This is a genomic window from Halalkalibacter urbisdiaboli (assembly GCF_002156385.1).
Lineage (GTDB): Bacteria > Bacillota > Bacilli > Bacillales > Bacillaceae_D > Halalkalibacter_A > Halalkalibacter_A urbisdiaboli.
In genome coordinates, this window is sequence record NZ_MVJM01000001.1 from 479383 (window position 1) to 500848 (window position 21466).

The following is a 21466-nucleotide window of genomic DNA, read 5'->3' on the forward strand; positions in this document are numbered from 1 at the left end:
ATTTATTGGCTACTCACTCTTACATCCTGTCACCTATTTGTTCCATCAAATACGCACTATTTTGAACGAATGCCTCCCTTACTCACCTGTCGAAAGCTAAAACGGTCGAACTATATTATCGAGAGCTAAACCAAGAGACAAGGAGAGACTTTTTTACTCCTTCAAACGCTGCCATTGTACATTCAGATTCTGGAGGATAATTCATTTCCTTTGCAGCCTTCCAAGTTGTTTCTTCTAAATTATTCGTTAAATTAGCTTGATCAAAACACTTTGGAGAAGTATAAACATCTAGTGTGTGGTCAACGATTACCCGTGAATTCTCTGCTGGAAAAACCGTTGTTTGAATAGAAAAACCAAGTACGACTAGAAAAACAGCTAAACTAACAAAAAATAGCGTTCCTTTCTTCATTTCACGCTCACTTCCTTGTCTATTTTTCACTAAGTAGTGTAATATGAAGAATATAGATTTGCAACAAAGATTCAACAAATAACCGCAAGTGATTACATCTTATTTCTATCTATTTCTACAATAATAGATAATGAAAAAAATACAGGAGTGATAGCGATGAACAAATCTTTACCACCAAAGGCAGAAAGACACCGCCATTTTGGATCAGTTGACCCTATACTAGGGACAAAACCAACAGAAAAGGATAAAATGCCGGATTTACAAAATAAGCCTGCCGATTATTATTTTCCTATTCAACAGGTCGGGATTTCAAAAGTTAAATACCCGGTTATGATTGAATCAGACCTAGCCCCGACAGTTCAAACGACAACAGCTGAATTTGCGTTAACAACAAGTTTAGCCGCTGAATATAAAGGAATAAACATGAGTCGTTTAACTGAGCAGCTTCACATCTTTTATCAATCTCATATTCTTTCGGTAGAAACATTACGAGAATTTGCAGCGATTCTAGCTAGAGAAATGAAACAACAATCATCGAATGTTCAAGTGAGCTTCCCTTGGTTTTTCACAAAAGCAAGTCCTGCCATGGGAAAGGAAGGAATGGCTCATGCTGACGTAACTTATAATGTCACATTTGATGAAGCACAAGGATATTCAACTCAAATTATACTAACAGCTGCAGTTACTACATTATGTCCTTGCTCTAAGGAAATAAGCGAATACAGTGCCCATAATCAGCGTGGATTTGTAACGATGACCGTAACTCCAGTAGAAGGCGATCAAACTGATTGGAAAGCAATACTACTAGAGGCCGCTGAAAGCAACGCAAGCTCAATTTTATATCCTGTCTTAAAGCGCCCAGACGAAAAGGCTGTAACGGAACGTGCCTATGAAAATCCACGTTTTGTCGAGGACTTAGCTAGACTCGTTGCAGCCGATTTATATGAAAACGAAAATGTCGTTGCTTTCGAAATTGAATGCCGGAATGAAGAATCGATTCACCAGCATGATGCGATTTCGAAATTGGCCTTCACTAAGCAAGACTAATAGATAGGGACTACTCCCCAAAAATAACTTAGTGCCCCAAAGGTCAAACATACCTTTTGGGGCACTCCCTTTACTCATATCTATCTTTTATAAACCAATATCCTTAAACGTCGCCATTTCCTTCATTACTCGCGACGCTGCTTCTAACAAAGGATAAGCTAAAGCCGCTCCAGTCCCTTCCCCAAGTCGTAAGTTAAGATGTAAAAGTGGTGAAACTCCCAAGTAATTTAATAACAGGTGATGACCGGGTTCAGCCGATTGATGTGCTATCAGTAAATATGGTCGGACCTCTGGAACAAGTTCACTCGCAACAAGTGCAGCAGCTGAAGAAATTAGACCATCAATAATAACGGGGATTTTCTTCTCGGCACCTTCTAAAATCACTCCCGTTAATGCTGCTATTTCAAGTCCACCAATCTTTGCTACAACTTGAATCGGTGATAACGTATTTGTAATTCCACGTTTATGTAAAGATTCTTTTATAATGGTGATTTTCCGCTGCTTCCCAGTTTGATCAATACCTGTACCAGTGCCAACAACCTTTTCAACATCAATTCCTGTAAACGCTGCAATTAACGCACTCGATGATGTTGTATTTCCAATCCCCATCTCACCTGTAATTAACACTTTGTGACCTTCAGAGATTCGTTTTGAGGCAATTAAGCGTCCAACTTCAATGGCGGCTTCTACATCTTTTTCACTCATCGCATCTTCTTTATAAAAATTATTTGTCCCATATTTGACTTTCTGATGTTCAATTGGTTGATGTTCGAGATTTGCATTTATGCCGACATCAACGACATAAACAGGAGCACCGATTTGTCGTCCAAAAACATTAATTGCCGCCCCACCTTTTACGAAATTATCAACCATTAAGGCAGTAACGGCTTGAGGATATGCAGAGACACCTTCTTCAACAATCCCATGATCTGCTGCTGCAACGATAATGGCTGGTTTTTCAATCGTTGGTCGCATCTCCCCCGTTATTCCTGCTAATTGAATAGCCAACTGCTCAAGCCGTCCTAGACTTCCTACCGGTTTTGTTAATTGATTAAGATGATTGCTCGCTTCAGTTATAACTTCTTCATTAAATGCTTGTATTGTCATTTTCCTTTTCACCCAATCTCATAAATTAAGGAGTAACCTGTTCATTTATTCGCTAATGTGAAGTTCGGAGGTGCCCCATTAGGTCAAGAATCACCTTTTTTAAATACCTCTTATAATCGTTCACTTATTAGCTTTTTTAATTTCTGCTGAAACTTGAGAGCACGCTTGTCATCTTGTAAAAAGGACTCCGTCGAAATCTCTTGAAGAAGTTGCTTTCTTTTTTGTGAAGCCAATCCCGACGCTAGTACAGCTTTTCTTGCATTCTCTAGAAATAGTAAATCATCCTCTATCTCCGTGCTCAACCAGTTTTCCAGATTTTTCTTTAATCGTTTGGCATAGGTAGGACTTGCCCCTGCTGTTGCCAAGGCAATCGTTAAACGCTGCTTTTCGATTACAGCAGGAAAGTGGATGTCACTTTTTTCCGGATCATCAGCTATATAAACCCACTGGTTTCGGTGTCGATGCTCATATAAAGACTGATTCAACGTTGAATTATTGGTAGTAATGAACAAAAGATCCGCATCAAAAGAGTCTGTCATTTCTACTGCGACTTGTTTCCAACTAACCCCCTCCATTTGGATATACGACTCAAGAGTAGGGTGCAGAGTCGGTGAATATACTGTTATCACGGCGCCTGCCTCATATAACCGTGGAATTCTTCTTGCTGCTACTCCCCCTCCACCAATTACGGCCACGTGACGACCATTGAGCTGTACCATCATTGGGAGCCGCTTCATGTAAATGGCCCTTCTAAATGGTTTAGTCGAAATTGACAGGCATCACAGTTAATCTTGACCTCACTTCGTAAAAGCTCTTCAATACGATTTACTAAAACATTAACTAACTCATCATCAAACCCAAGGTAAGAGCATAGAATAAATTCTTTCTCTGTATTTTGATTCCATGTATGAAGCATTTCTTGTAGCCCCTTCATTAATACGCCTGTAAATAAAAGATAAGGAAGCACAAAAACCTTTTTATTCGGAATCCGATTAATTCGCTCAAGTCCTTCATTAACCGTCGGTCGTGTTGCTGCAATATAACACACATCTACATCTGAAATCGGTGAGTACTCCCATAGCAAGCGTGAAATCTTTACTAAATCGCTATTTGCATCTGGATCGCTACTTCCCCTTCCGACAAGTAACACTGAAACAGGTTCTCGTTCATCATACTCTGGCCGACCTTTACTTGAGTACAGCCCTGCCGACTCTAGCCGTTCCTTTAAAATACGAATTATGGTTAGCTCAACTCCGAGAGGACGACCATACGTAAAGTTCACATGTGGATAACGTTTCTTTGCTTTATCTATTTCAATCGGAATATCCATTTTCGCATGATTAGCCGTTAAAAGAAGGACTGGAACGACAGCGACTTCCGTTGCCCCTTGATTGATACAGGCCTCAATTCCGGCTGCAATTGACGGATCCGATAATTCAATAAAACAGCTTTCTTGAATAGGGATAGAGCTTAATTTCTTCTTTGCTTTTTCGACAAAAGTAAGTAGCTCCTCGTTCCCCTCTTTTACCCTACTTCCATGTCCAACATATAGTATAGCTTGCATTCCTCTCACCAACCTTTATTCGTTACATAATGCTTTTAGCAAAGCATCCGCACTTGGTTCAGGCAATGTGTCATCAACATGATAACCACATTCAATAGCAGCAGTTCTAGATTTTTCTCCGAAACAAATGATTTTCGCTATCGACGATAACCGTTCGGGAGATTGTCCACATGATTCAAGGCTTTCACTTACAACACGGACCGACTTAGCACTAGGGAAAATGATTGTTTTAATCCGATCCTCATCTAAAAGACGTTGAAACGTGCGTTCAGCTTGGCTTACCTTTGTTGAAGAGTGAGTCATAACGAAATCATGTTGCCCGTAAGCTTCATGCCTTCCTGCATTTTCTGCTTCCCACGTATCATCTCCAAGAATAAGGAGCTTTTTATCGTCAATCATCGCATGTACTGGTTCTGCAATACAAGCAAATTGCTCGATAGCTCGAATTGACTTAACCGAAGCCCCGTAAAACCTTGCTTTCACAAACCTTACATCAATTCGTTTCTCCTTTAACCACGCAAAAAAACATTCTACACTTTTAGGTGAAGTGAACAAAATTTGTTCGTATTCCTCGACATTCATATCCATTAATGTTGACTGACTTCTCCAGCGCGGGAATTCAAATACGTCAGCCCCATATTCTCGTAATCTCTTTGCAATGAGGCTAGGTTCATCACCCGTTCGCCCGAGTAAAATATGCTGATTAAAAAGTGGCTGTCGTTCAAACCAACTTTTTCCTTTTCTTAACTTTACAACATCCCCCACTAAAGTTATTGCTGGGTTTTTAAAATTTGTTTCCATAGCCTTTTGAGCAATGGAATCCAATGTCCCCTCTAGCGTTTGTTGCTTTCCAATTGTTCCCCATTGTATTAAAAGAACAGGTGTTTTCGGATCGCGACCGTGTTTAATTAATTGATCAGAAATATACTGTAGATTTCCTACTCCCATATAAAAAGCAATCGTATCAATTGCAGATGCTAACCCTTTCCAATCAATAAGAGGATGACCAGATTCTGATTTATCATGTCCAGTAATAACAGCGAAAGATGCTCCGTAATCGCGATGTGTAACAGGTACACCAGCATATGTAGCGGCTCCTATTCCTGCTGTTACACCTGGAACAATTTCGTAAGGAACATGATTAGCTTCTAGTGCTTCCGCTTCTTCACCAACTCGACCAAATACACTAGGGTCTCCTCCTTTTAACCGCACCACTATTTTCCCAGCCTGTCCATACTTCACGAGTAATTCATTAATGGCGTCTTGTCTTAAAACGTGTCGCTGCGGTAGCTTCCCACAATAGACTAGTTCAGCCTCTGGCTTCGTCCATTCTAATAAGAGAGGATTGACCAAACGATCGTATAAAATCACATCGGCTTGCTGTATACACTCTAAACCTTTTAATGTCATTAATCGAATATCCCCTGGACCTGCTCCAATGAGATAGACATACCCTTGCTTTTTCATGATTTTCCCTCAACCTTCCCCTGTTGCTGCCATTTCTCCAACTGCTGTTTCGCCTCTCCTTGGTTAAGCAGATACCTTGCTTCTTCTATCCCTGCTTCGATACTAGAGACCCTCTCCAGTAACCATAACCGAATCCCTGCATTGAAAATGACTTGGTCACGAAAATAATGGAGATACTCATTCTCGGAACCAACTATAATTTCATTTATTATCGAAACTTGCTGCCTGAGTGTTAGTTGCTCTTTTTCTTTGTCCTTTTGATGCTCAAGCTGATAATCCTTTGGTCTTACTGTTAGCATTTCTTCTCCATCCTCAGTAACCTTGTATATAAAGCTACTATGACGGTGAACAGGAATATCTTCGGATCCTTCAATACCTTGAACAATAAACATTTGCTTGTAAGGTAATTTTCGTACAACCGGTATAAGATTATTTATTGCAGTTTTATGAAAAACACCGAGCACCACAGCTTCCCCTTGTGCAACTCTTATTAATTTTTCTACTGTATTTAGTAATGAGCGAACACCAATTTCCTCCCGTATTTCACGTAAGCTTGCCAATGGACGACAATGAAATTCCGTATCAGCAAACCCTAGCTGTACCGTTGATAACGAGCGTTCTATCCCCTCTACAGAAGCCATTGTCTCAATTCCAAGTTGCTCAAGGATCGCTTTAATTGTGCTCCCGTATTTCGGTGGGAGTGAATCGCTACTATGTAAGAATACAGGGATTCCTATAGCTGATAATAGTAAAGCGACGGGGATAGTTGCAACGAATGAGTTTCGTCCAACATAAGGTCCTGCACAATCGAGCATTCCTTTTATGGGAGCGTTAAGGTGATTGGTTTTTTCGTGAAACGCATGAATGAACGCTAATAATTCTTCAGGTGCTTCCTCCTTCATCCTTTCTGCAATTAAAAATGCAGCAATTTGTGCAGAAGATGCTTTCCCTTCCGTTATATCCATAGCCGCTTCGTACGCTTCCTCATATGTTAAATCACGAGAGTTTTTCTTTCCTCTCGCAACTTCCTTTAACCAATTTTGCATGCTCTCACCTCTTCCAACAATATCCGACCACATTCCTAAGTTTTATAAAGTATAATACAAGTTTCTATTAGGAGGCAATGTCTAATAAGTTAAATTTCTGTCGCAGTTTTACTTTAGGTCGTAAATTTATTGATTACTAGATACGGATTCTTTTTTATTTGAAAAATCCACCAAGAAAAAGCGTAAGATTATCTAACAATATCTATCATGAACATTAGCAGCTTATGTTATAGTTAAAAAAAGATTTAACATTCTAACTTAAACATCTGTGAGGTGGAATGGGTGTCCTATAAAGATAAAAAGGTAATCACGATAGGAGTAGTGAGTGAATTAACGGGGTTGTCGGAGAGAAAAATACGCTATTATGAGGAACGAAAATTACTTTTTCCGGAACGTACAAAAGGAGGGACTCGTAAATATTCATTTTTAGATATCGAACGCCTAATCGATATCGCAAACAAAATGGAGGATGGGATGCAAACCTTCGAAATTCGGAAAATGGAGCAAAAAGCAATTAAAAAGCAAGAAGTTCGCGAACGTATGCTTCGTGGTCAAATTAATGCAGCCTTTAATATAAGAAAGTAAACACACGGCTAACGAGTTTCGTTAACCGTGTGTTTTTTTGTTTTTCAGTCATAGAAAGACAAACGATTGGCAAACTAATTATACACGATTCTCAACTAATGAAAGGAGGACTTTATGATTAAAAAAAGTAGCATCCTATTCATCCTTACAATATCTTGTCTTCTACTATTCAATAGTTCTACATTTGCCAAAAATCAGCCGTTAGCTTCAATCATAATAGACGATTTTGGTGGTGATGTAAACGGTGTAGATGAATTTCTGACTGGAGACATTCCCGTTACGATTGCCATTATGCCTTTTAAGGAACAATCAACAGAACAGGCGGAACTAGCGCACAAAGCCGGTCATGAAGTCATGATTCACTTACCAATGGAACCAAAAAAAGGAAAAGCATCATGGTTAGGTCCAAAAGCGATTACTTCAACCTTAATGGACAATGAAATTCGCCAAATCATTGAAGATGCAATTGAAAATGTCCCGCATGCTGTTGGCCTTAATAATCATATGGGCTCTAAAATAGTTGAAAATGAACGCATTATGCGGACTGTTGTTAAGGTCCTTAAAGAAAACTCCCTTTACATCATAGATAGCGGAACTAGTGGAAAATCGGTGATTCCAGAACTTGCCGAGGAGCTAGGAGTTCGATATGCCACTCGTAATGTTTTTTTAGACGATACTTTTTCTTCTAGGCACCATGTAAACAAACAAATGAGAAAGCTTTCGACGATTTCTTCTGAGGACGGTAAAGCAATCGGAATTGGACATGTAGGTATAAAAGGAAAGGAAACCGTAGCAGGGATATGTAATGGCTTATCCTTCATGGAAGAGAAAGGGGTTAAGCTTGTTCCTATTTCACACCTAATCAACTCCAAAATTGAAGAAGACCCTGAACATTTTTGGGAAGCAGAGGGGATGGACAGATGATTACTACTGAAGATCAACTTATTATGACATTTACTGCAAAGGATGAATCAATTGTCACACTTCGCCCAGTACAAAAAAGCGATGCCTATGACATTACCGATTCCGTCTCTTCAATAGTATCTAATGGAGCATTTATTCAAAAAGAACGTCCGCGCACACTTGAAGAAGAGTACGCTTTTATTGAAGAGATGAAAGAAAAAGATAACATGTACATTGTCGTTGATGTTGATGGGAGTTCTCGTGGAATTGCTAGAGTGATTCGTGGCGAGTTAAAAATGAAGGAACATACAGGACTTTTTCGTACATGGCTTCATCCTGAAGCCCAGGGTAAAGGTATTGGTAAAAAATTAATGGAGTATACGTTGGAATGGTGTCGCATTCATCAATTGCGTAAATTATGCCTAACCGTCTTCTCTTCAAATCAGATCGCTAAATCGCTTTATGAAAAATACGGGTTTATCGTAGAAGGCATTCAAAAGGAGCAAGCTTTTCTTAATGGTGAATATGTAGATGAAATTTTTATGGCTTATTTTTTTAAAGAGAATAACTAGTAGCAAGGAGGATTTTACATGTCATGGCGTATAATAAAGACTGTCACTATTTTAGCTGGTGTTGCTCTAGCGCTTACGTTTATCGCTAACATTTTAATTGAAGATCAGCAGATTACAATCCAACACAAAGATATTCCGCAAACATTGGAAGCCTCCGCAATGGATAAATTAACAGCAGAAGATTTATCTATGACCACATCGATGTTTATTAAGCAACTGTCAGCTCAAATGAACCGCTGGGCTGAGGCTGATTTATCAGAGCAGCAATTAAAGCAACGTTTTGAAGAAGAACTAGGGGAACATTCACATTTTCACGGATTTGCTATCCTTGAAAATAACGAAAAAGTATTAGAAGTCGGTGAAATGTCTCAGCAAGATGCCTCATTACTAAGCCATCATCATATGGAGAGCGAATTCTCCGATCCATATGAAGTAGATGGTGAGCAATATATGTTAATGGGTGAACAGATTAATGATCATAAAAAAATGATTGGAGAAATTAACTTATCATTTGTAAAAGAGTTCGTAAAAGATATGGCTTCAGTTGCAGATGCTAATGGTAATTTCTTCGTCTCGGGACAAGATCCGAAAGTTCAATGGGAAACAACGAAAGATATGCCGGAACATCTTCAAGCACAAACCGTACCAGAGTTAGGCTGGCAAATTGTTGTGCATTCTAAAGAGCAAAAACCAGAAAAAAATCAAGTCCATTATGAAGAACAACAGGCTGTTATTAAGTTTAAGCATCCAGAAACAGCGGATGCTTGGTTTGCAGATCATCCCGAACTCACTCTTATCGACCATACTGCTCCATTTTATGTCGTAAAATCTAAGGTCGATTCAACAGAAACGCTAATTGAGCGGCTTCAGCGTGATTATGATCTATCCTTTGTCGAACCAAATTATGTTTTTACAAAACAAGGTCTTGAGATGCAAACGATCCCAAATGATGAATTTTTTGAACCTTATCAATGGAACCTGACACAAATTGAGGCAGGCAGAGGCTGGAATTTCTCTAATGGAGCAAATGTAAATATTGCCATCCTTGATACAGGTGTCGATCCTGATCATCTTGACTTAAAAAATAAAATTAAACATGGATACAATGCATTTGATGATTCATCTGAGTTCACCGATGAACATGGTCACGGGACACATGTTGCAGGGGTAGCTGCAGCACTTACAAACAATGTAACAGGCATTGCAGGTGTTTCCTGGAACAGTACGATTTTACCTGTAAAAGTACTCGACAAGGACGGTGCCGGAACATCCTATGAAGTAGCAAAGGGGATCTATTGGGCAGTAGATCATGGCGCACAGGTTATCAACATGAGCTTAGGTGACTATTATCATGCTGATGTCCTACACGAAGCCATTAAATATGCTTATGACCATGATGTGGTCCTAATTGCTGCTTCTGGTAATGACAATGTATCTGACCCGATGTATCCAGCAAATTATGAAGAAGTCCTTACTGTCGCTGCTGTTGATGATACGAGAAATCGGGCATTCTTTTCAAACTATGGCCCACATGTCGATGTTACAGCACCAGGTGCCCATATTCCGAGTCTATTCCCTGATAATAATTATGTTGTCATGTCTGGGACATCAATGGCTTCACCGCATGTAGCTGGCCTAGCTGGGTTAATTCGTGCATTAAGACCTGATTTAAACGTTGAGGACGTCTACCATGTTATACGTTCGACAGCAAAGGATCTTGGTACTAAAGGCCACGATCAATATTATGGATTCGGTGAAGTTGATGTTGCAAAGGCACTTGAATCCATTTCCGAATAAAGAGTGTGTGTCTCAAAAGAGAAATAACCTTTTGAGACACACACGTTTCATTCTTTATACCCCTGCATATGCCATAAACCCACCGTCAACTGGAACAGTTATACCTGTTACAAACTGACTTGAGTCCTCGTCAATTAGCCATAATAATGTTCCTAACAAATCTTCAGCCTTTCCAAGTCTCCTCATCGGTGTATGGGCAATAATCTTTTCCGTTCGCTCCGTATAACTTCCATCTGGATTCGTTAATAATTTTCGGTTCTGCTCTGTTAAGAAAAAGCCGGGCGCAATCGCATTGACTCGAATACCAGCTTCGGCCATATGAACAGCAAGCCATTGGGTAAAATTATCAATTGCTGCTTTTGCTGCACTATAAGCTGGGACCTTCGTCATTGGAGATGGAGCACTCATTGAAGAAATATTAATGACGGTTCCTTTAGTATGAAGCATTCTTTTCGAGAATATTTGAGTTGGAATCAGTGTACCGATCACATTTAAATTAAATACAAATTCAAAGCCTTCTGCTGTTAAATCAAAAAAACTCACCATGTCATCACGATCGATGTCTTTCAAAATTAATGTCTCATTTGTCGTACTACCTTTTGGGTGATTCCCACCAGCTCCATTAATTAAAACATCGACACGACCATACGTATCAAATACTTGCTGTTCTGCTTCCTTCACACTCGCGACGTTCGTTACGTCGCATTGTACTGCCATTGCAGTACCTCCAGCTAGTTTAATTTCTTCAACAACAGAGACCGCTTTTTCATACGTACGATTTAAAACAGCTACTTTCATTCCCTGTCTTCCTAACTCTTTTGCCATACAACCACAAAGAACTCCACCGCCGCCTGTAACAACTGCTACTTTGTCTTTTAATCCTGAATGATTTACGGTCATGTCGTACTCTCTCCTTACTTATTTGTTTTTTTCTAAGCTATCCCATATTCCCCAAATGTACATGATACCTAATGCACGATCATATAAGCCATACCCCGGTCGGGCATTTTCACCCCAAATCATTCGACCATGGTCAGGTCGAAGATATCCTGTGAAATCCGTGTCATGCAACGCTTTCACAATTTCATATAGATCAAGAGAGCCATCACTGCTTCGATGAGAAGATTCAGCAAAGTCACCATTTTCCCCGAACTTTATGTTTCGAACATGCGCAAAAGGGACCTTGCCCATTGCCGAAAAATATCTAAAAATTTCTGGGATGTTATTATTTGGATTGGCACCCAACGAACCTGAGCATAAAGTTAATCCATTTGAAGGACTGTCGACCATTTTAACAATTCTCTCTAAATTTTCTTTATTTATAACAATTCGCGGTAAGCCAAAGACAGACCATGGTGGATCATCTGGATGTATAGCCATTTTAATGTCACATTCTTCTGCAACTGGAATTACCCGTTCGAGAAAATATTGCAAATGATTAAAGAGGTCTTCTTCTGTTACTCCTTGATATTGTTCAAATAGCTTCTTTATTGTTTTCAATCGTTCAGGCTCCCACCCAGGTAAAGAAAAACCGTTGGAATTCTGCTCGATTTGTTCTGCTAACGTATTTGGATTAGCCTGGTCAATTTTTACTTTTTCGTAAGCTAGAACAGTCGAACCATCTGGTAACTCCTTTGCTAAATCCGAACGGGTCCAATCAAAAATCGGCATAAAATTATAGCAAATCACTTTTACTCCTACTTGTGCAAGGCGTCGAATCGTTTCTTGGTAATTTTCAATATATTCTTCTCTTGAAGGCAGCCCAAGTTTAATATCCTCATGAATGTTTACGCTTTCAATCACTTCAAGCTTTAACCCTTGCTCCGTTACTTCTCTCTTTAACTGCTCGATTTTATCCCTTGGCCAAACTTCACCAACAGGGACGTCAAATAAAGAGCCAACGATTCCATCCATACCGGGTATTTGTTTAATTTGTTCTAATTTAACACTATCATCATGTCGACCAAACCAGCGGAACGTCATCTTCATCTTTTTTCTCTCCTTGTCTAACATTTTTTACTACATCTTCAGTAAGTAATCCTTTCTTACATTTGTATACTAGTATGGTAGTTGTAGTATTACTATATATGAAACTTATTGTTCCTTCAATAATTAATTAGAAATTCTACTTAACTATTTTTAGGGAACGAAGAGATTTCTACACATGCGATTCTTAACGTCAAAAAAAGACCTTGGAAACCTATCCAAGGTCTTTTCATTATTGGTCAATTACAAAACCAGCTGCTTTACGAATTGGTTTTTTTTCTAAAAGCGTTACATTCTTAATGTCTGGAAACTTAAGAAAGCTACGCTCAACTTCAGTTTCAGCTAATGTAAAAGCGGTCTCTTCATCAACCGCAGCTACAACAACATGTAAGTTCTTCTCTGTTGTTTCTACTTCAAAACGATATAATATCATCATTTATTAAGCCGTTTCAAGAATTTCGTCTAATGCTGATTGAAGTGCTTCTAACCCTACACGCTTAGCAAAATCAAAGAATACTTCATTGGCTTCTTTGTTCTCCTCGTAATAACGTAAAAAGGCTGCTAATGCAGGAGCTAATTCTTCAGCATCAATTTTCCCTTTTAATTTCTCATTAAATTGAGCAATATCCTTTTCAAGTGTGCCCCCAACATAAAGTTCAAAGGCCTCAACCATACCTTTATCCTTCGTTTTCATCTTGACACCTTGAAGGCCAATATCAGCAATTTGACGCTGACCACAGGCATTCGGACAGCCAATCATATGAATTCTTACAGGGACGTCAATTGATACATGCTCGTCTAAATATTCTGCAACACGACGCATTCTTTCCTTCGTTTCAACAAGTGCTAGATTACAATATTCAATTCCCGTACAGGAAACAGAATATCCAATAAAGTTTTTAGGCTCTAGCTTAATTCTTTCAAATAATTTTTCTTGTAGTAACGCATCGACTTTTTCATTCGGTACATTAGGAATGAGTAAATTCTGAGAATTGGACGTACGGATTTCACCATTTCCATATTCCCTTGCGATACGAGCTAGGTCAAACCACTCTTCAGAATTCATTCGACCAACTGGTACGTTGAATCCAACATAGCTTAATCCTTCTTGCTTTTGTGGATGAACTCCATAAAAGTAGCCGCCATTCCATTTTTCTAGCTTACAAGTTCCTTTTGAAGGTAATTCGCCAGTATATTCTAATAATTTTTCTTTAAACTTTTCTACACCCCAGTCAGCAATAAGGAACTTAAGACGGGCACGGTGACGTTTTTCACGATAACCAAAATCACGATAAATCGTCGTAATCGCAATCGCTACATCCTTTACACGCTCTGGCTGAACAAAAACATCAAGTTCTTCTGCTAAATAAGGTTTTGCCGAAAGTCCTCCACCTACTTTTACATGGAAGCCAATCACTTCTTCACCATCAATTTCCTTTACAGCTGGTGTAAATGCAACACAGTTAATGCGATCATGACCAGCATTATGAATATTAGCAGAAATAGACATCTTAAACTTTCTAGGAAGGTTAGAGAAGTCTGGGTTACGTTGGAAAAAGCGATACACATCCTCGACAATTTCGCGAGTATCCATTAGTTCATTCGGATCAACACCTGCTAATGGATTTCCAACGATTGTACGAGGAATATCACCACAGGCCCCAACGGAAGACAGGTTTACGCTCTCAAGACGCTTATAAATATCCGGTAATTGCTCGATTGTTAACCAATGATATTGAATGGCTTGACGTGTTGTAATATCAATGACATCACGTCCATAATCTTTGCCAATACCTGCCAGCACTTCTGCTTGCTCATTTGTAATAATCCCTGAAGGAATATTAACACGCATCATAAAGTAGCCATCTTCTTTTGGTTTTTGCAAATAAAGACCAGCCCATTTGAAAAGACTCCAATCCTCCTTTGGAATCGATTCAAACCCTTCTTTTGCGTATTTCTCAATATCATTTAAAATTTCAAGTCCGTCTTTTTCTAATTTACGAAGTTCATCTTTATTTAATTTATCAGGCTCATTTGCCCAAATTTTCTCGTAGGCCATTGAAATTTAAGCCTCCTTTACAAGGATATTTTGTTCTACTAAGTATTGAATGATTTTTTCAACAGATTCTTCAATTGATAATTTATCTGAGTCGATAATTAGTTCAGGGTTTTCTGGTTCTTCATAAGGAGAACTAATTCCTGTAAAAGATGGGATTTCACCAGCACGTGCTTTTTTGTAAAGCCCTTTTGGATCACGACTTTCACAGGCTTCAAGTGAACAACGAACATAAACTTCAATAAATTCACCTTCTTCAACCAGCTCACGAACACGATCGCGGTCCTCTTTAAAAGGTGAAATAAAAGCAGTACATACAATCGTTCCTGCATCAACAAATAATTTGGCAACTTCACCAATACGGCGGATATTTTCTTTACGGTCTTCATCACTAAAGCCTAAACCTTTATTAAGACCATGACGAACATTGTCACCATCTAATACGTAACTTTGAAGTCCACGATTAAATAATGTATACTCAAGCGCATTTGCTAGTGTTGACTTGCCAGCTCCCGATAACCCTGTAAACCAAAGAATACAGCTTTTATGTTTATTTCGAGCTTGACGCTCCTCTTTTTTAACTGTTGTCTCATGCCAAACAATATTTTGATCTTTATTAGACAAAATAGGTTCCCCCCACCCAATCTTTTTTCTGAAAAATTAGTTCTCTACTATTCTATCATATCCCGCCACCGTCATCATAGGTCGTTCTTCGTTCCTGACGTGTTGACTGATATAAGCTATATGAACCAATTGTTGCAATAAACACACTAACAATCACAACAAATGTATAATAGTCTGCTTTTATAAATAGCAGAATTAATCCATATGACATCACAAGTGAAAAAACCGGTGATACGATCCAAACTTTCATAATTTGTTTCATTATACTTTTTTGCCAAAGACGAAACCCATTATCTGCCGTTCCTATTCCAACAATTGCCGATGTCGTTACTTGTGTTAACGGAATCGGAAAGCCGAATAGAGAAGCAACAATAACGAGAGAACCACCAGTAACAGAAACAGCACTTCCCTGTAAGAGTGAAAGACGAGTAATTTTCTTCCCATTTGTTTCAATAACACGTCCTCCTAGGAGAAATGCACCTAGACCTACAAATAGTCCGCCTACGAGTACCGCTGTTGTTAAGTTAATGAGTCCTGCTCCCACTAATGGGCCAACAGCATTCGCAACATTATTCATACCTGCAGCATAAGCTTCCAAGCAACCACTTATAATTAACAAAAGAATCAGAGGGCGTCGCCATTTACCCTTACCGGTTAAAGACGACCATCTGCCCTCTGCTTTGCGAACAAGTTTTCCTACGAGTAAAGAAAGACCAAATGCTATAATCGGGACAATGACCCAAAACGAGACGATGAGAAGGACCTTTTCCAAATATAATGCTTGAAAGGCAATTCCCGCCCCAACAATCGCCCCGACTACAACTTCACTTGTTGATAATGGAATCCCAATTAAATTTGCAATAAATAATGTTAAGCATGCTGCTGCTAAAATAATTATCACGATTTCAACATCAACGATATGACTCGGAATAATCCCGCTCCCTATCGTTTTAACAACCTCACCACCAGCGAGGGCACCAAGAAAGGCAAACACCCCAACAAGTAGCATCGCAACCCGCTTATTCGGAACGGCTCCGCTCCCATAAGCAGGTCCCATTGCTGCAGCCGTTCCACTTGCTCCAATATTCATTGCAAAAAATAAAGCAATGGTAAAGGCTGCAATTGTTAGCATGTCATTTCATCCTTTCCTCACAGTAAAGCTTTAAGCTTCAACCTTCTGCTTCATCCCACGAATCAACACTTCTACTACCTCTTTACGACTAAATTCAGGTGGTGGTGTTACACCGTTTGAAAGCATTTCACGCACTTTTGTTCCTGATAAAATCACACGATCCTCTACGCCATGAGGACATGTCTTTGTTGATGCCATATTTCCGCATGCTTTGCAGTAGAAACTATGTTCAAAGAATAACGGTTGAATACCAAGCTCTCCCTCTTCAAATTCCGAGAAAATAAGTTGAGCATCATATGTTCCGTAATAATCGCCAACACCTGCATGGTCACGACCAACGATAAAATGCGTACAACCATAATTTTTTCGAACAGTTGCATGAAACACAGCTTCACGAGGACCAGCATAACGCATTGCCGCTGGGAATACAGCTAAAAACACACGATCCTGTGGATAATACTTTTCTAATAACACTTCGTAGCTTTCCATACGAACATCAGCTGGGATATCATCTGACTTTGTTTCACCAACTAATGGGTTTAAAAACAAACCATCAACGATTTCTAGTGCAGACTTTTGAATATACTCATGAGCACGGTGAACAGGGTTACGTGTTTGGAACCCAACAACACGCTTCCAACCAAGCTCTGCAAACTTTGCACGTGTTTCAACTGGGTCTAAATGATATTCTTGGAAACGGTCACGCTGTAAACGCTTCGTTAACGTAATTGGTCCTGCCACATAAAAATCAGGACGTTCGAATAACTTCTTTACACCTGGATGAGCTAAATCATCCGTTCTGTATACATTTTCAGCTTCTTCTTTTTTATTCGGCTCATAAACTTCTGTCACTTCGATAACACCGTATACGTCACCATTTTGAACTAATTTAGCTTTTTCTCCAGTTTTTAATGAGTTTGCCACTTCAGCGGTAACAGGTAACGTAATTGGAATACTCCAAATGGTTCCATCTGCAAGACGCATATTCTTAACAACTGACTCATAATCACTTTTTCCTAAGAAACCTGTTAACGGGCTAAATGCACCAATTCCAATTAACTCTAAATCTGATAAAGCAAACGAATCTAATTCAATTTCTGTCGTAATTCCTGCTACATCATAATTTGGTTCAAAACGTTGAATAAGTGTTCCTCCATGTGGCTGAATCGTTGTCATTATAATATCCTCCTATTTTTACGTGCACATTGCACTGTTATTCATACTAATCAATACTTAAATACCACTACCATTGCTAAAGCTTAAGTGTAAACCACACTCTGTCTTTTCAGAATTTGCCCATCTTCCACTTCTTGGGTCATCACCTTCTTTAACAGGCTTCGTACAATTCTCACATCCAATACTTGGATAATTTTTGTCATGAAGCTCATTATAAGGAAGTTTATGAAGATTGATATACATCCAAATTTCTTCCTCTGTCCAATGAATGAGTGGACAAACCTTTATTGACTTAAAGCGATTATCTTTATTTACAAATTGTGTATTTGCTCGAGTTGGCGACTGCTCTCGACGTAAGCCTGAAATCCAAGCTGTATACTTATCAAGTTCACGTTGAAGCGGAATTAGTTTACGTAAATCACAGCATTTATCTGGATTAAAAAGCCACAATTCCTCTCCATGCTCTTTTGCCTGTTCTTCAGGTGTTAAATCAGGTTTGATTAACTGTATGTTCATCATTGGGTAACGAGCTTTCACCTTATTAATTAATTCATACGTTTCTTTAAAGTGAAAGTCGGTGTCGAGAAAAATAATCGTGGCATCTTTCTTAACCTTACTAATAAGATCGATCAACACCATTCCCTCGGCACCGAAGCTACAGGAATAAACCAACTTATCTCCAAACGTTTGATAAGCCCACTTTAACACCTCGATGCTATCTTTTCGTTCCAATTGCTGGTTCAATATTTCATAATCCTCTTCGCGCATCGTCTTAAATGTATAATCCACTGATTCACCCTCCCTTTATTTCCATCGTTTTTATTTTTTTACCCTAAAAACCGTTAATTCCTTGTAATTTGATATGATTTATTAGTTTAATAGTATTCTATCCATGAAACTCAATTATGTCAACGTTTTAAGAAGATTTTATTCCAAAAACCGGGTACAAAAAAATCAGCTAGCACATCCTTCTACAGCTAGCTGATAGATGAATCACCAATTACATATTACGCATACACCTATGGTTTCGTAATTGTCCCAGAAACATTTTCTATATTTAATTTTCCTGAAGTATTTCCCAAAACCAAAACATCTCCTGTAATTTCCTTAATCTCAATATCACCAGAACCACTTCGAATCGAAACAGGCCCTTCAAAATGAGTAACTTGAGCATGCCCCGAGCCCGCAACAATACTCAATTCCCCTGTACTTTCTGTCATATTTAACGTTCCTGCACTATTATGAATCGACATCAACCCTGTTGCTCGTTCAATCGTGATTGTACCTGAACCATCTGTTATGTGAAGCGAACCTGTTAAATTAGCTATTTCTATATCGCCTCTGCCATGTTGAATCGTTATGTCATTTGATAAGCTTTGAACGATGAGCTTACCTTCTTTCTGCTGGTGGTTAACAATTAAATGATCAGGAACACGAATATTTAAATGAATGCTTCCTTGTTCTTCTTGTGTACCTCGTTTAATTTTAGAATTTAAAACTGCCTTTTCACCTTCTGTCTTAAAATCAAGGTTCGTATTATTTTGTTTAAAAGCCTCCGCATCAGCCATTTCTTCCCCAACTACACTATATATGACTTGAACCTCGATTTCTTCTAACCCTGGCTCCCCCAAGATCGTAACATCCCCTTCTTCATGTTGAATTTCGAATGTTGTGATCCCTTCACTTGGAAGTGCTAATACTTCTTCCTCCTCATATGTAACTAAATTACAACCAGTTAGAATAGCAACCGTCAGTGGAACTGCAGCCCACAATCGTTTTTTCATTTTAATGCTCCTGTCTTTTCTACCTATTTAAATTCATCCTCTAAGTTTACCTAATCTTCTTCAAGAAGCCAATAAGCTTATCCAATCCTTTTGTTCGTTCACGTTTTGTTCATATTTAGCTGCTGTTCAACCGTGCCTCTTTTAAATGGAATAATCTTTGCTGGTTGTTTTGTAAGTACTCGTTCTTCGATTTTATAGCCTTCTTTTTTTCTCAAAAGATATGTTCGCTTTGATATCGGACGAGGCGTAGACCAACAAATTGATCCTGGATTATCCCATGAATCATGTGTAATAAGTTCTTGTTTATAATAATAACAATTTCCCGATGGATAGACTTCGCATATATATTTTACTGTTACCTTTGAATGCATAAAAATCACCTCATTTCGCTAAAAAGTCTACCCAGTTCTTTTTCATTTTATTAGTTTGAAAGCGATTCCATTTTACTTGACAAAACAATTCGTCCACTTGTACGATGAAATAGAAAAGATGTTTAAAAATTTTCTATAAAGAAGTGATAACCTTGATCCAACACTTAAAGAATCAATCATTAATGGACAAAGAGATTCAATCAATCATTATTCCTGTAGAGAAAGTAGCTCATGTGCAGCTTGCTAACCCTCTGGAACATGCCTTACTTGTCCTAATCAAGTCAGGTTACACAGCAATCCCCGTTTTAGACCCCACTTTTAAATTACACGGATTAATTAGTAAATCGCTTATTCTTGATTCCTTACTAGGTTTAGAGCAAATCGAAGTTGAGCGTTTAGCCGGGCTAAAGGTAGAGGATGTTATGCAGCCTTCATTACCGACCATCCATAAAGAAGAAACATTTGCTAAGGCATTGACTCTCTCAATCAATCATCCATTTATTTGTGTATTAGACGACGATGGTTCTTTTTTAGGTATTATCATAAGAAGTTCAATCCTTAAATTAATTAGTAAATACATGCACCAATAGGCATAGGATTTCTTAATCGCGTACTTCACGTGGTACACTTTTGGTACAACAGAAAAAAGGAGTGAAGTCCGTTGAATCCTATGCTTTTTTCTCCTCTCACCTTTGGAGATGTCGCACTAAAAAATCGGATAGTTATGTCGCCTATGTGTATGTATTCCTGTGACACAAAGGACGGAAAGATTCGTCCATTCCATATTACTCATTATGAATCAAGGGCCATCGGTCAAGTAGGATTAGTCATGCTAGAAGCTACAGCCGTCCAACCCGAAGGACGAATTTCAGATTTCGATTTAGGAATTTGGCAAGATGGACACATTGAAGGATTGAAGAAGACAGTGGAACGGATAAAAGTACACGGTGCTAAAGCAGCGATTCAACTCGCACATGCTGGTAGAAAGGCAACCGTAGACGGCCCTATTTTCGCTCCATCCGCTGTACCATTTGATAATATGAAGACACCAGTTGCAATGAGTGAAGCAGATATCACAAAAACGATTAAGGCGTTTGCATTAGGAGCTCAACGTGCCAAAGAAGCTGGTTTTGACATTATTGAAATCCATGCTGCACACGGTTATTTAATTAATGAATTTCTTTCACCACTTACAAACCTCCGAACAGATGCCTATGGCGGGAATTTACAAGGGCGTTATCGTATTCTACATGAAATTATTGAGGCCGTTCAAGCAGTCTTTAATGGCCCTTTATTCGTACGTCTCTCAACAGATGAATATGCAAAAGAGGGAAATACACTTGATGACTTTATCCAAATGGCTACTTGGTTAAAGGAACAAGGAATTACATTAATCGATTGCAGTTCCGGGGGAGTCATTCCTGCACATATTCCTACCTATCCAGGCTATCAAGTGCGTCGAGCAGAAGCCATTCGAAACCAAGTAAATATCCCTACTGGAGCAGTTGGTTTAATTACTACAGGTATTCAGGCGGAAGAAATATTACAAAATGAACGAGCAGACTTAATTTTTATTGCGCGTGGACTACTACGTAATCCATATTGGCCAGTGACAGCGGCAGATGATCTTAACTATCGAATCGAAGCACCAAACGATTCATATCAGCGTGGCTGGTATTAATATAAAAGCGTCCAAAAACCGTTAATTCACTGCTTTTGGACGCTTTTCATCATTAATTCAAAATATAAAGCATGTACACGACTTTTATACATCGTATTTGCATTGGCTCTGCTCATTTTATGTGCCTTCTCTCCTTCACTTTCTTATATTATAATAGAC

At 38.8% G+C, this 21466-nt stretch carries 23 protein-coding genes; 7 read left to right on the forward strand and 16 right to left on the reverse strand.

Features of this window, described 5'->3' with window-relative positions:
- Window positions 1-115: 115 nt before the first annotated feature.
- The gene (locus B1R93_RS02435) at window positions 116-409 is read right to left on the reverse strand and encodes a hypothetical protein (RefSeq protein ID WP_088102394.1); all 294 of its coding nucleotides are present in this window, start codon (window positions 407-409) and stop codon (window positions 116-118) included.
- 150 nt (window positions 410-559) lie between these two features.
- Between B1R93_RS02435 and folE2 the strand changes: the two genes are divergently transcribed.
- Window positions 560-1456, forward strand: a complete 897-nt coding sequence (gene folE2 / locus B1R93_RS02440; RefSeq protein WP_425348932.1) for a GTP cyclohydrolase FolE2 — start codon at window positions 560-562, stop codon at window positions 1454-1456.
- Between the two features lie 87 nt (window positions 1457-1543).
- On the opposite strand, the gene cobT is transcribed toward folE2, so the two are convergent.
- The 5 genes from cobT to B1R93_RS02465 all read right to left on the reverse strand — a co-directional run bounded on the left by cobT (window position 1544) and on the right by B1R93_RS02465 (window position 6640).
- Window positions 1544-2563 carry a nicotinate-nucleotide--dimethylbenzimidazole phosphoribosyltransferase gene (cobT, locus tag B1R93_RS02445; RefSeq protein WP_088102396.1) on the reverse strand — a complete coding sequence of 340 codons (1020 nt, stop codon included), beginning with the start codon at window positions 2561-2563 and terminating at the stop codon, window positions 1544-1546.
- Window positions 2564-2673: 110 nt separating this feature from the next.
- Window positions 2674-3300 carry a precorrin-2 dehydrogenase/sirohydrochlorin ferrochelatase family protein gene (locus B1R93_RS02450; protein ID WP_088102397.1) on the reverse strand — a complete coding sequence of 209 codons (627 nt, stop codon included), beginning with the start codon at window positions 3298-3300 and terminating at the stop codon, window positions 2674-2676.
- A complete protein-coding gene (locus tag B1R93_RS02455) occupies window positions 3297-4127 on the reverse strand; it encodes a sirohydrochlorin chelatase (RefSeq protein ID WP_088102398.1) in 831 nt (276 codons plus the stop codon). Before B1R93_RS02455 ends, B1R93_RS02450 begins: the two co-directional genes overlap by 4 nt.
- A 15-nt stretch (window positions 4128-4142) precedes the next feature.
- Complete coding sequence (cobA, locus tag B1R93_RS02460) at window positions 4143-5594, reverse strand: uroporphyrinogen-III C-methyltransferase (RefSeq protein ID WP_088102399.1); 1452 nt, start codon at window positions 5592-5594, stop codon at window positions 4143-4145.
- Window positions 5591-6640 carry an anthranilate phosphoribosyltransferase gene (locus B1R93_RS02465; RefSeq protein ID WP_165763706.1) on the reverse strand — a complete coding sequence of 350 codons (1050 nt, stop codon included), beginning with the start codon at window positions 6638-6640 and terminating at the stop codon, window positions 5591-5593. Before B1R93_RS02465 ends, cobA begins: the two co-directional genes overlap by 4 nt.
- Before the next feature lie 282 nt (window positions 6641-6922).
- Here B1R93_RS02465 and B1R93_RS02470 point away from each other — a divergent pair, with 282 nt between their 5' ends.
- The 4 genes from B1R93_RS02470 to B1R93_RS02485 all read left to right on the forward strand — a co-directional run bounded on the left by B1R93_RS02470 (window position 6923) and on the right by B1R93_RS02485 (window position 10497).
- Window positions 6923-7225 (forward strand): MerR family transcriptional regulator, encoded by a 303-nt coding sequence (locus B1R93_RS02470; protein WP_088102401.1) that lies wholly within the window; start codon window positions 6923-6925, stop codon window positions 7223-7225.
- A 114-nt stretch (window positions 7226-7339) separates the two neighbouring features.
- On the forward strand, window positions 7340-8149 hold the full coding sequence (locus B1R93_RS02475) for a divergent polysaccharide deacetylase family protein (RefSeq protein ID WP_088102402.1): 810 nt from the start codon (window positions 7340-7342) through the stop codon (window positions 8147-8149).
- Window positions 8146-8700, forward strand: coding sequence for a GNAT family N-acetyltransferase (locus B1R93_RS02480; RefSeq protein ID WP_088102403.1), 555 nt, complete (start codon window positions 8146-8148; stop codon window positions 8698-8700). Before B1R93_RS02475 ends, B1R93_RS02480 begins: the two co-directional genes overlap by 4 nt.
- A gap of 18 nt (window positions 8701-8718) precedes the next feature.
- Window positions 8719-10497 carry a S8 family peptidase gene (locus tag B1R93_RS02485; RefSeq protein WP_088102404.1) on the forward strand — a complete coding sequence of 593 codons (1779 nt, stop codon included), beginning with the start codon at window positions 8719-8721 and terminating at the stop codon, window positions 10495-10497.
- A gap of 54 nt (window positions 10498-10551) precedes the next feature.
- On the opposite strand, the gene B1R93_RS02490 is transcribed toward B1R93_RS02485, so the two are convergent.
- The 10 genes from B1R93_RS02490 to B1R93_RS02535 all read right to left on the reverse strand — a co-directional run bounded on the left by B1R93_RS02490 (window position 10552) and on the right by B1R93_RS02535 (window position 19626).
- On the reverse strand, window positions 10552-11397 hold the full coding sequence (locus B1R93_RS02490) for an SDR family oxidoreductase (RefSeq protein WP_088102405.1): 846 nt from the start codon (window positions 11395-11397) through the stop codon (window positions 10552-10554).
- A gap of 18 nt (window positions 11398-11415) precedes the next feature.
- Window positions 11416-12486 carry a mannonate dehydratase gene (gene uxuA / locus B1R93_RS02495; protein ID WP_088102406.1) on the reverse strand — a complete coding sequence of 357 codons (1071 nt, stop codon included), beginning with the start codon at window positions 12484-12486 and terminating at the stop codon, window positions 11416-11418.
- Between the two features lie 229 nt (window positions 12487-12715).
- Window positions 12716-12919 carry a DUF3906 family protein gene (locus B1R93_RS02500; RefSeq protein ID WP_342587492.1) on the reverse strand — a complete coding sequence of 68 codons (204 nt, stop codon included), beginning with the start codon at window positions 12917-12919 and terminating at the stop codon, window positions 12716-12718.
- Window positions 12920-12922: 3 nt separating this feature from the next.
- On the reverse strand, window positions 12923-14542 hold the full coding sequence (locus B1R93_RS02505) for a nitrite/sulfite reductase (protein WP_088102407.1): 1620 nt from the start codon (window positions 14540-14542) through the stop codon (window positions 12923-12925).
- Window positions 14543-14548: 6 nt separating this feature from the next.
- On the reverse strand, window positions 14549-15163 hold the full coding sequence (gene cysC / locus B1R93_RS02510; RefSeq protein ID WP_088102408.1) for an adenylyl-sulfate kinase: 615 nt from the start codon (window positions 15161-15163) through the stop codon (window positions 14549-14551).
- A 55-nt stretch (window positions 15164-15218) separates the two neighbouring features.
- Complete coding sequence (locus tag B1R93_RS02515) at window positions 15219-16295, reverse strand: sulfate permease (protein ID WP_088102409.1); 1077 nt, start codon at window positions 16293-16295, stop codon at window positions 15219-15221.
- A gap of 30 nt (window positions 16296-16325) precedes the next feature.
- Entirely contained in the window at window positions 16326-17471 is a 1146-nt protein-coding gene (gene sat / locus B1R93_RS02520) for a sulfate adenylyltransferase (protein ID WP_088102410.1), read from the reverse strand.
- Window positions 17472-17528: 57 nt separating this feature from the next.
- The gene (locus B1R93_RS02525) at window positions 17529-18239 is read right to left on the reverse strand and encodes a phosphoadenylyl-sulfate reductase (RefSeq protein ID WP_088103375.1); all 711 of its coding nucleotides are present in this window, start codon (window positions 18237-18239) and stop codon (window positions 17529-17531) included.
- 251 nt (window positions 18240-18490) lie between these two features.
- The gene (locus B1R93_RS02530) at window positions 18491-19255 is read right to left on the reverse strand and encodes a DUF4097 family beta strand repeat-containing protein (RefSeq protein WP_088102411.1); all 765 of its coding nucleotides are present in this window, start codon (window positions 19253-19255) and stop codon (window positions 18491-18493) included.
- 98 nt (window positions 19256-19353) lie between these two features.
- Window positions 19354-19626: a hypothetical protein gene (locus B1R93_RS02535; protein WP_088102412.1), complete on the reverse strand. Its 273-nt coding sequence runs from the start codon at window positions 19624-19626 to the stop codon at window positions 19354-19356.
- Window positions 19627-19808: 182 nt separating this feature from the next.
- On the opposite strand from B1R93_RS02535, the gene cbpB reads away from it, so the two are divergent.
- Complete coding sequence (gene cbpB / locus B1R93_RS02540; RefSeq protein ID WP_133058621.1) at window positions 19809-20216, forward strand: cyclic-di-AMP-binding protein CbpB; 408 nt, start codon at window positions 19809-19811, stop codon at window positions 20214-20216.
- Between the two features lie 71 nt (window positions 20217-20287).
- The gene (namA, locus tag B1R93_RS02545; RefSeq protein WP_425348914.1) at window positions 20288-21307 is read left to right on the forward strand and encodes an NADPH dehydrogenase NamA; all 1020 of its coding nucleotides are present in this window, start codon (window positions 20288-20290) and stop codon (window positions 21305-21307) included.
- The last annotated feature ends 159 nt before the right edge of the window (window positions 21308-21466 follow it).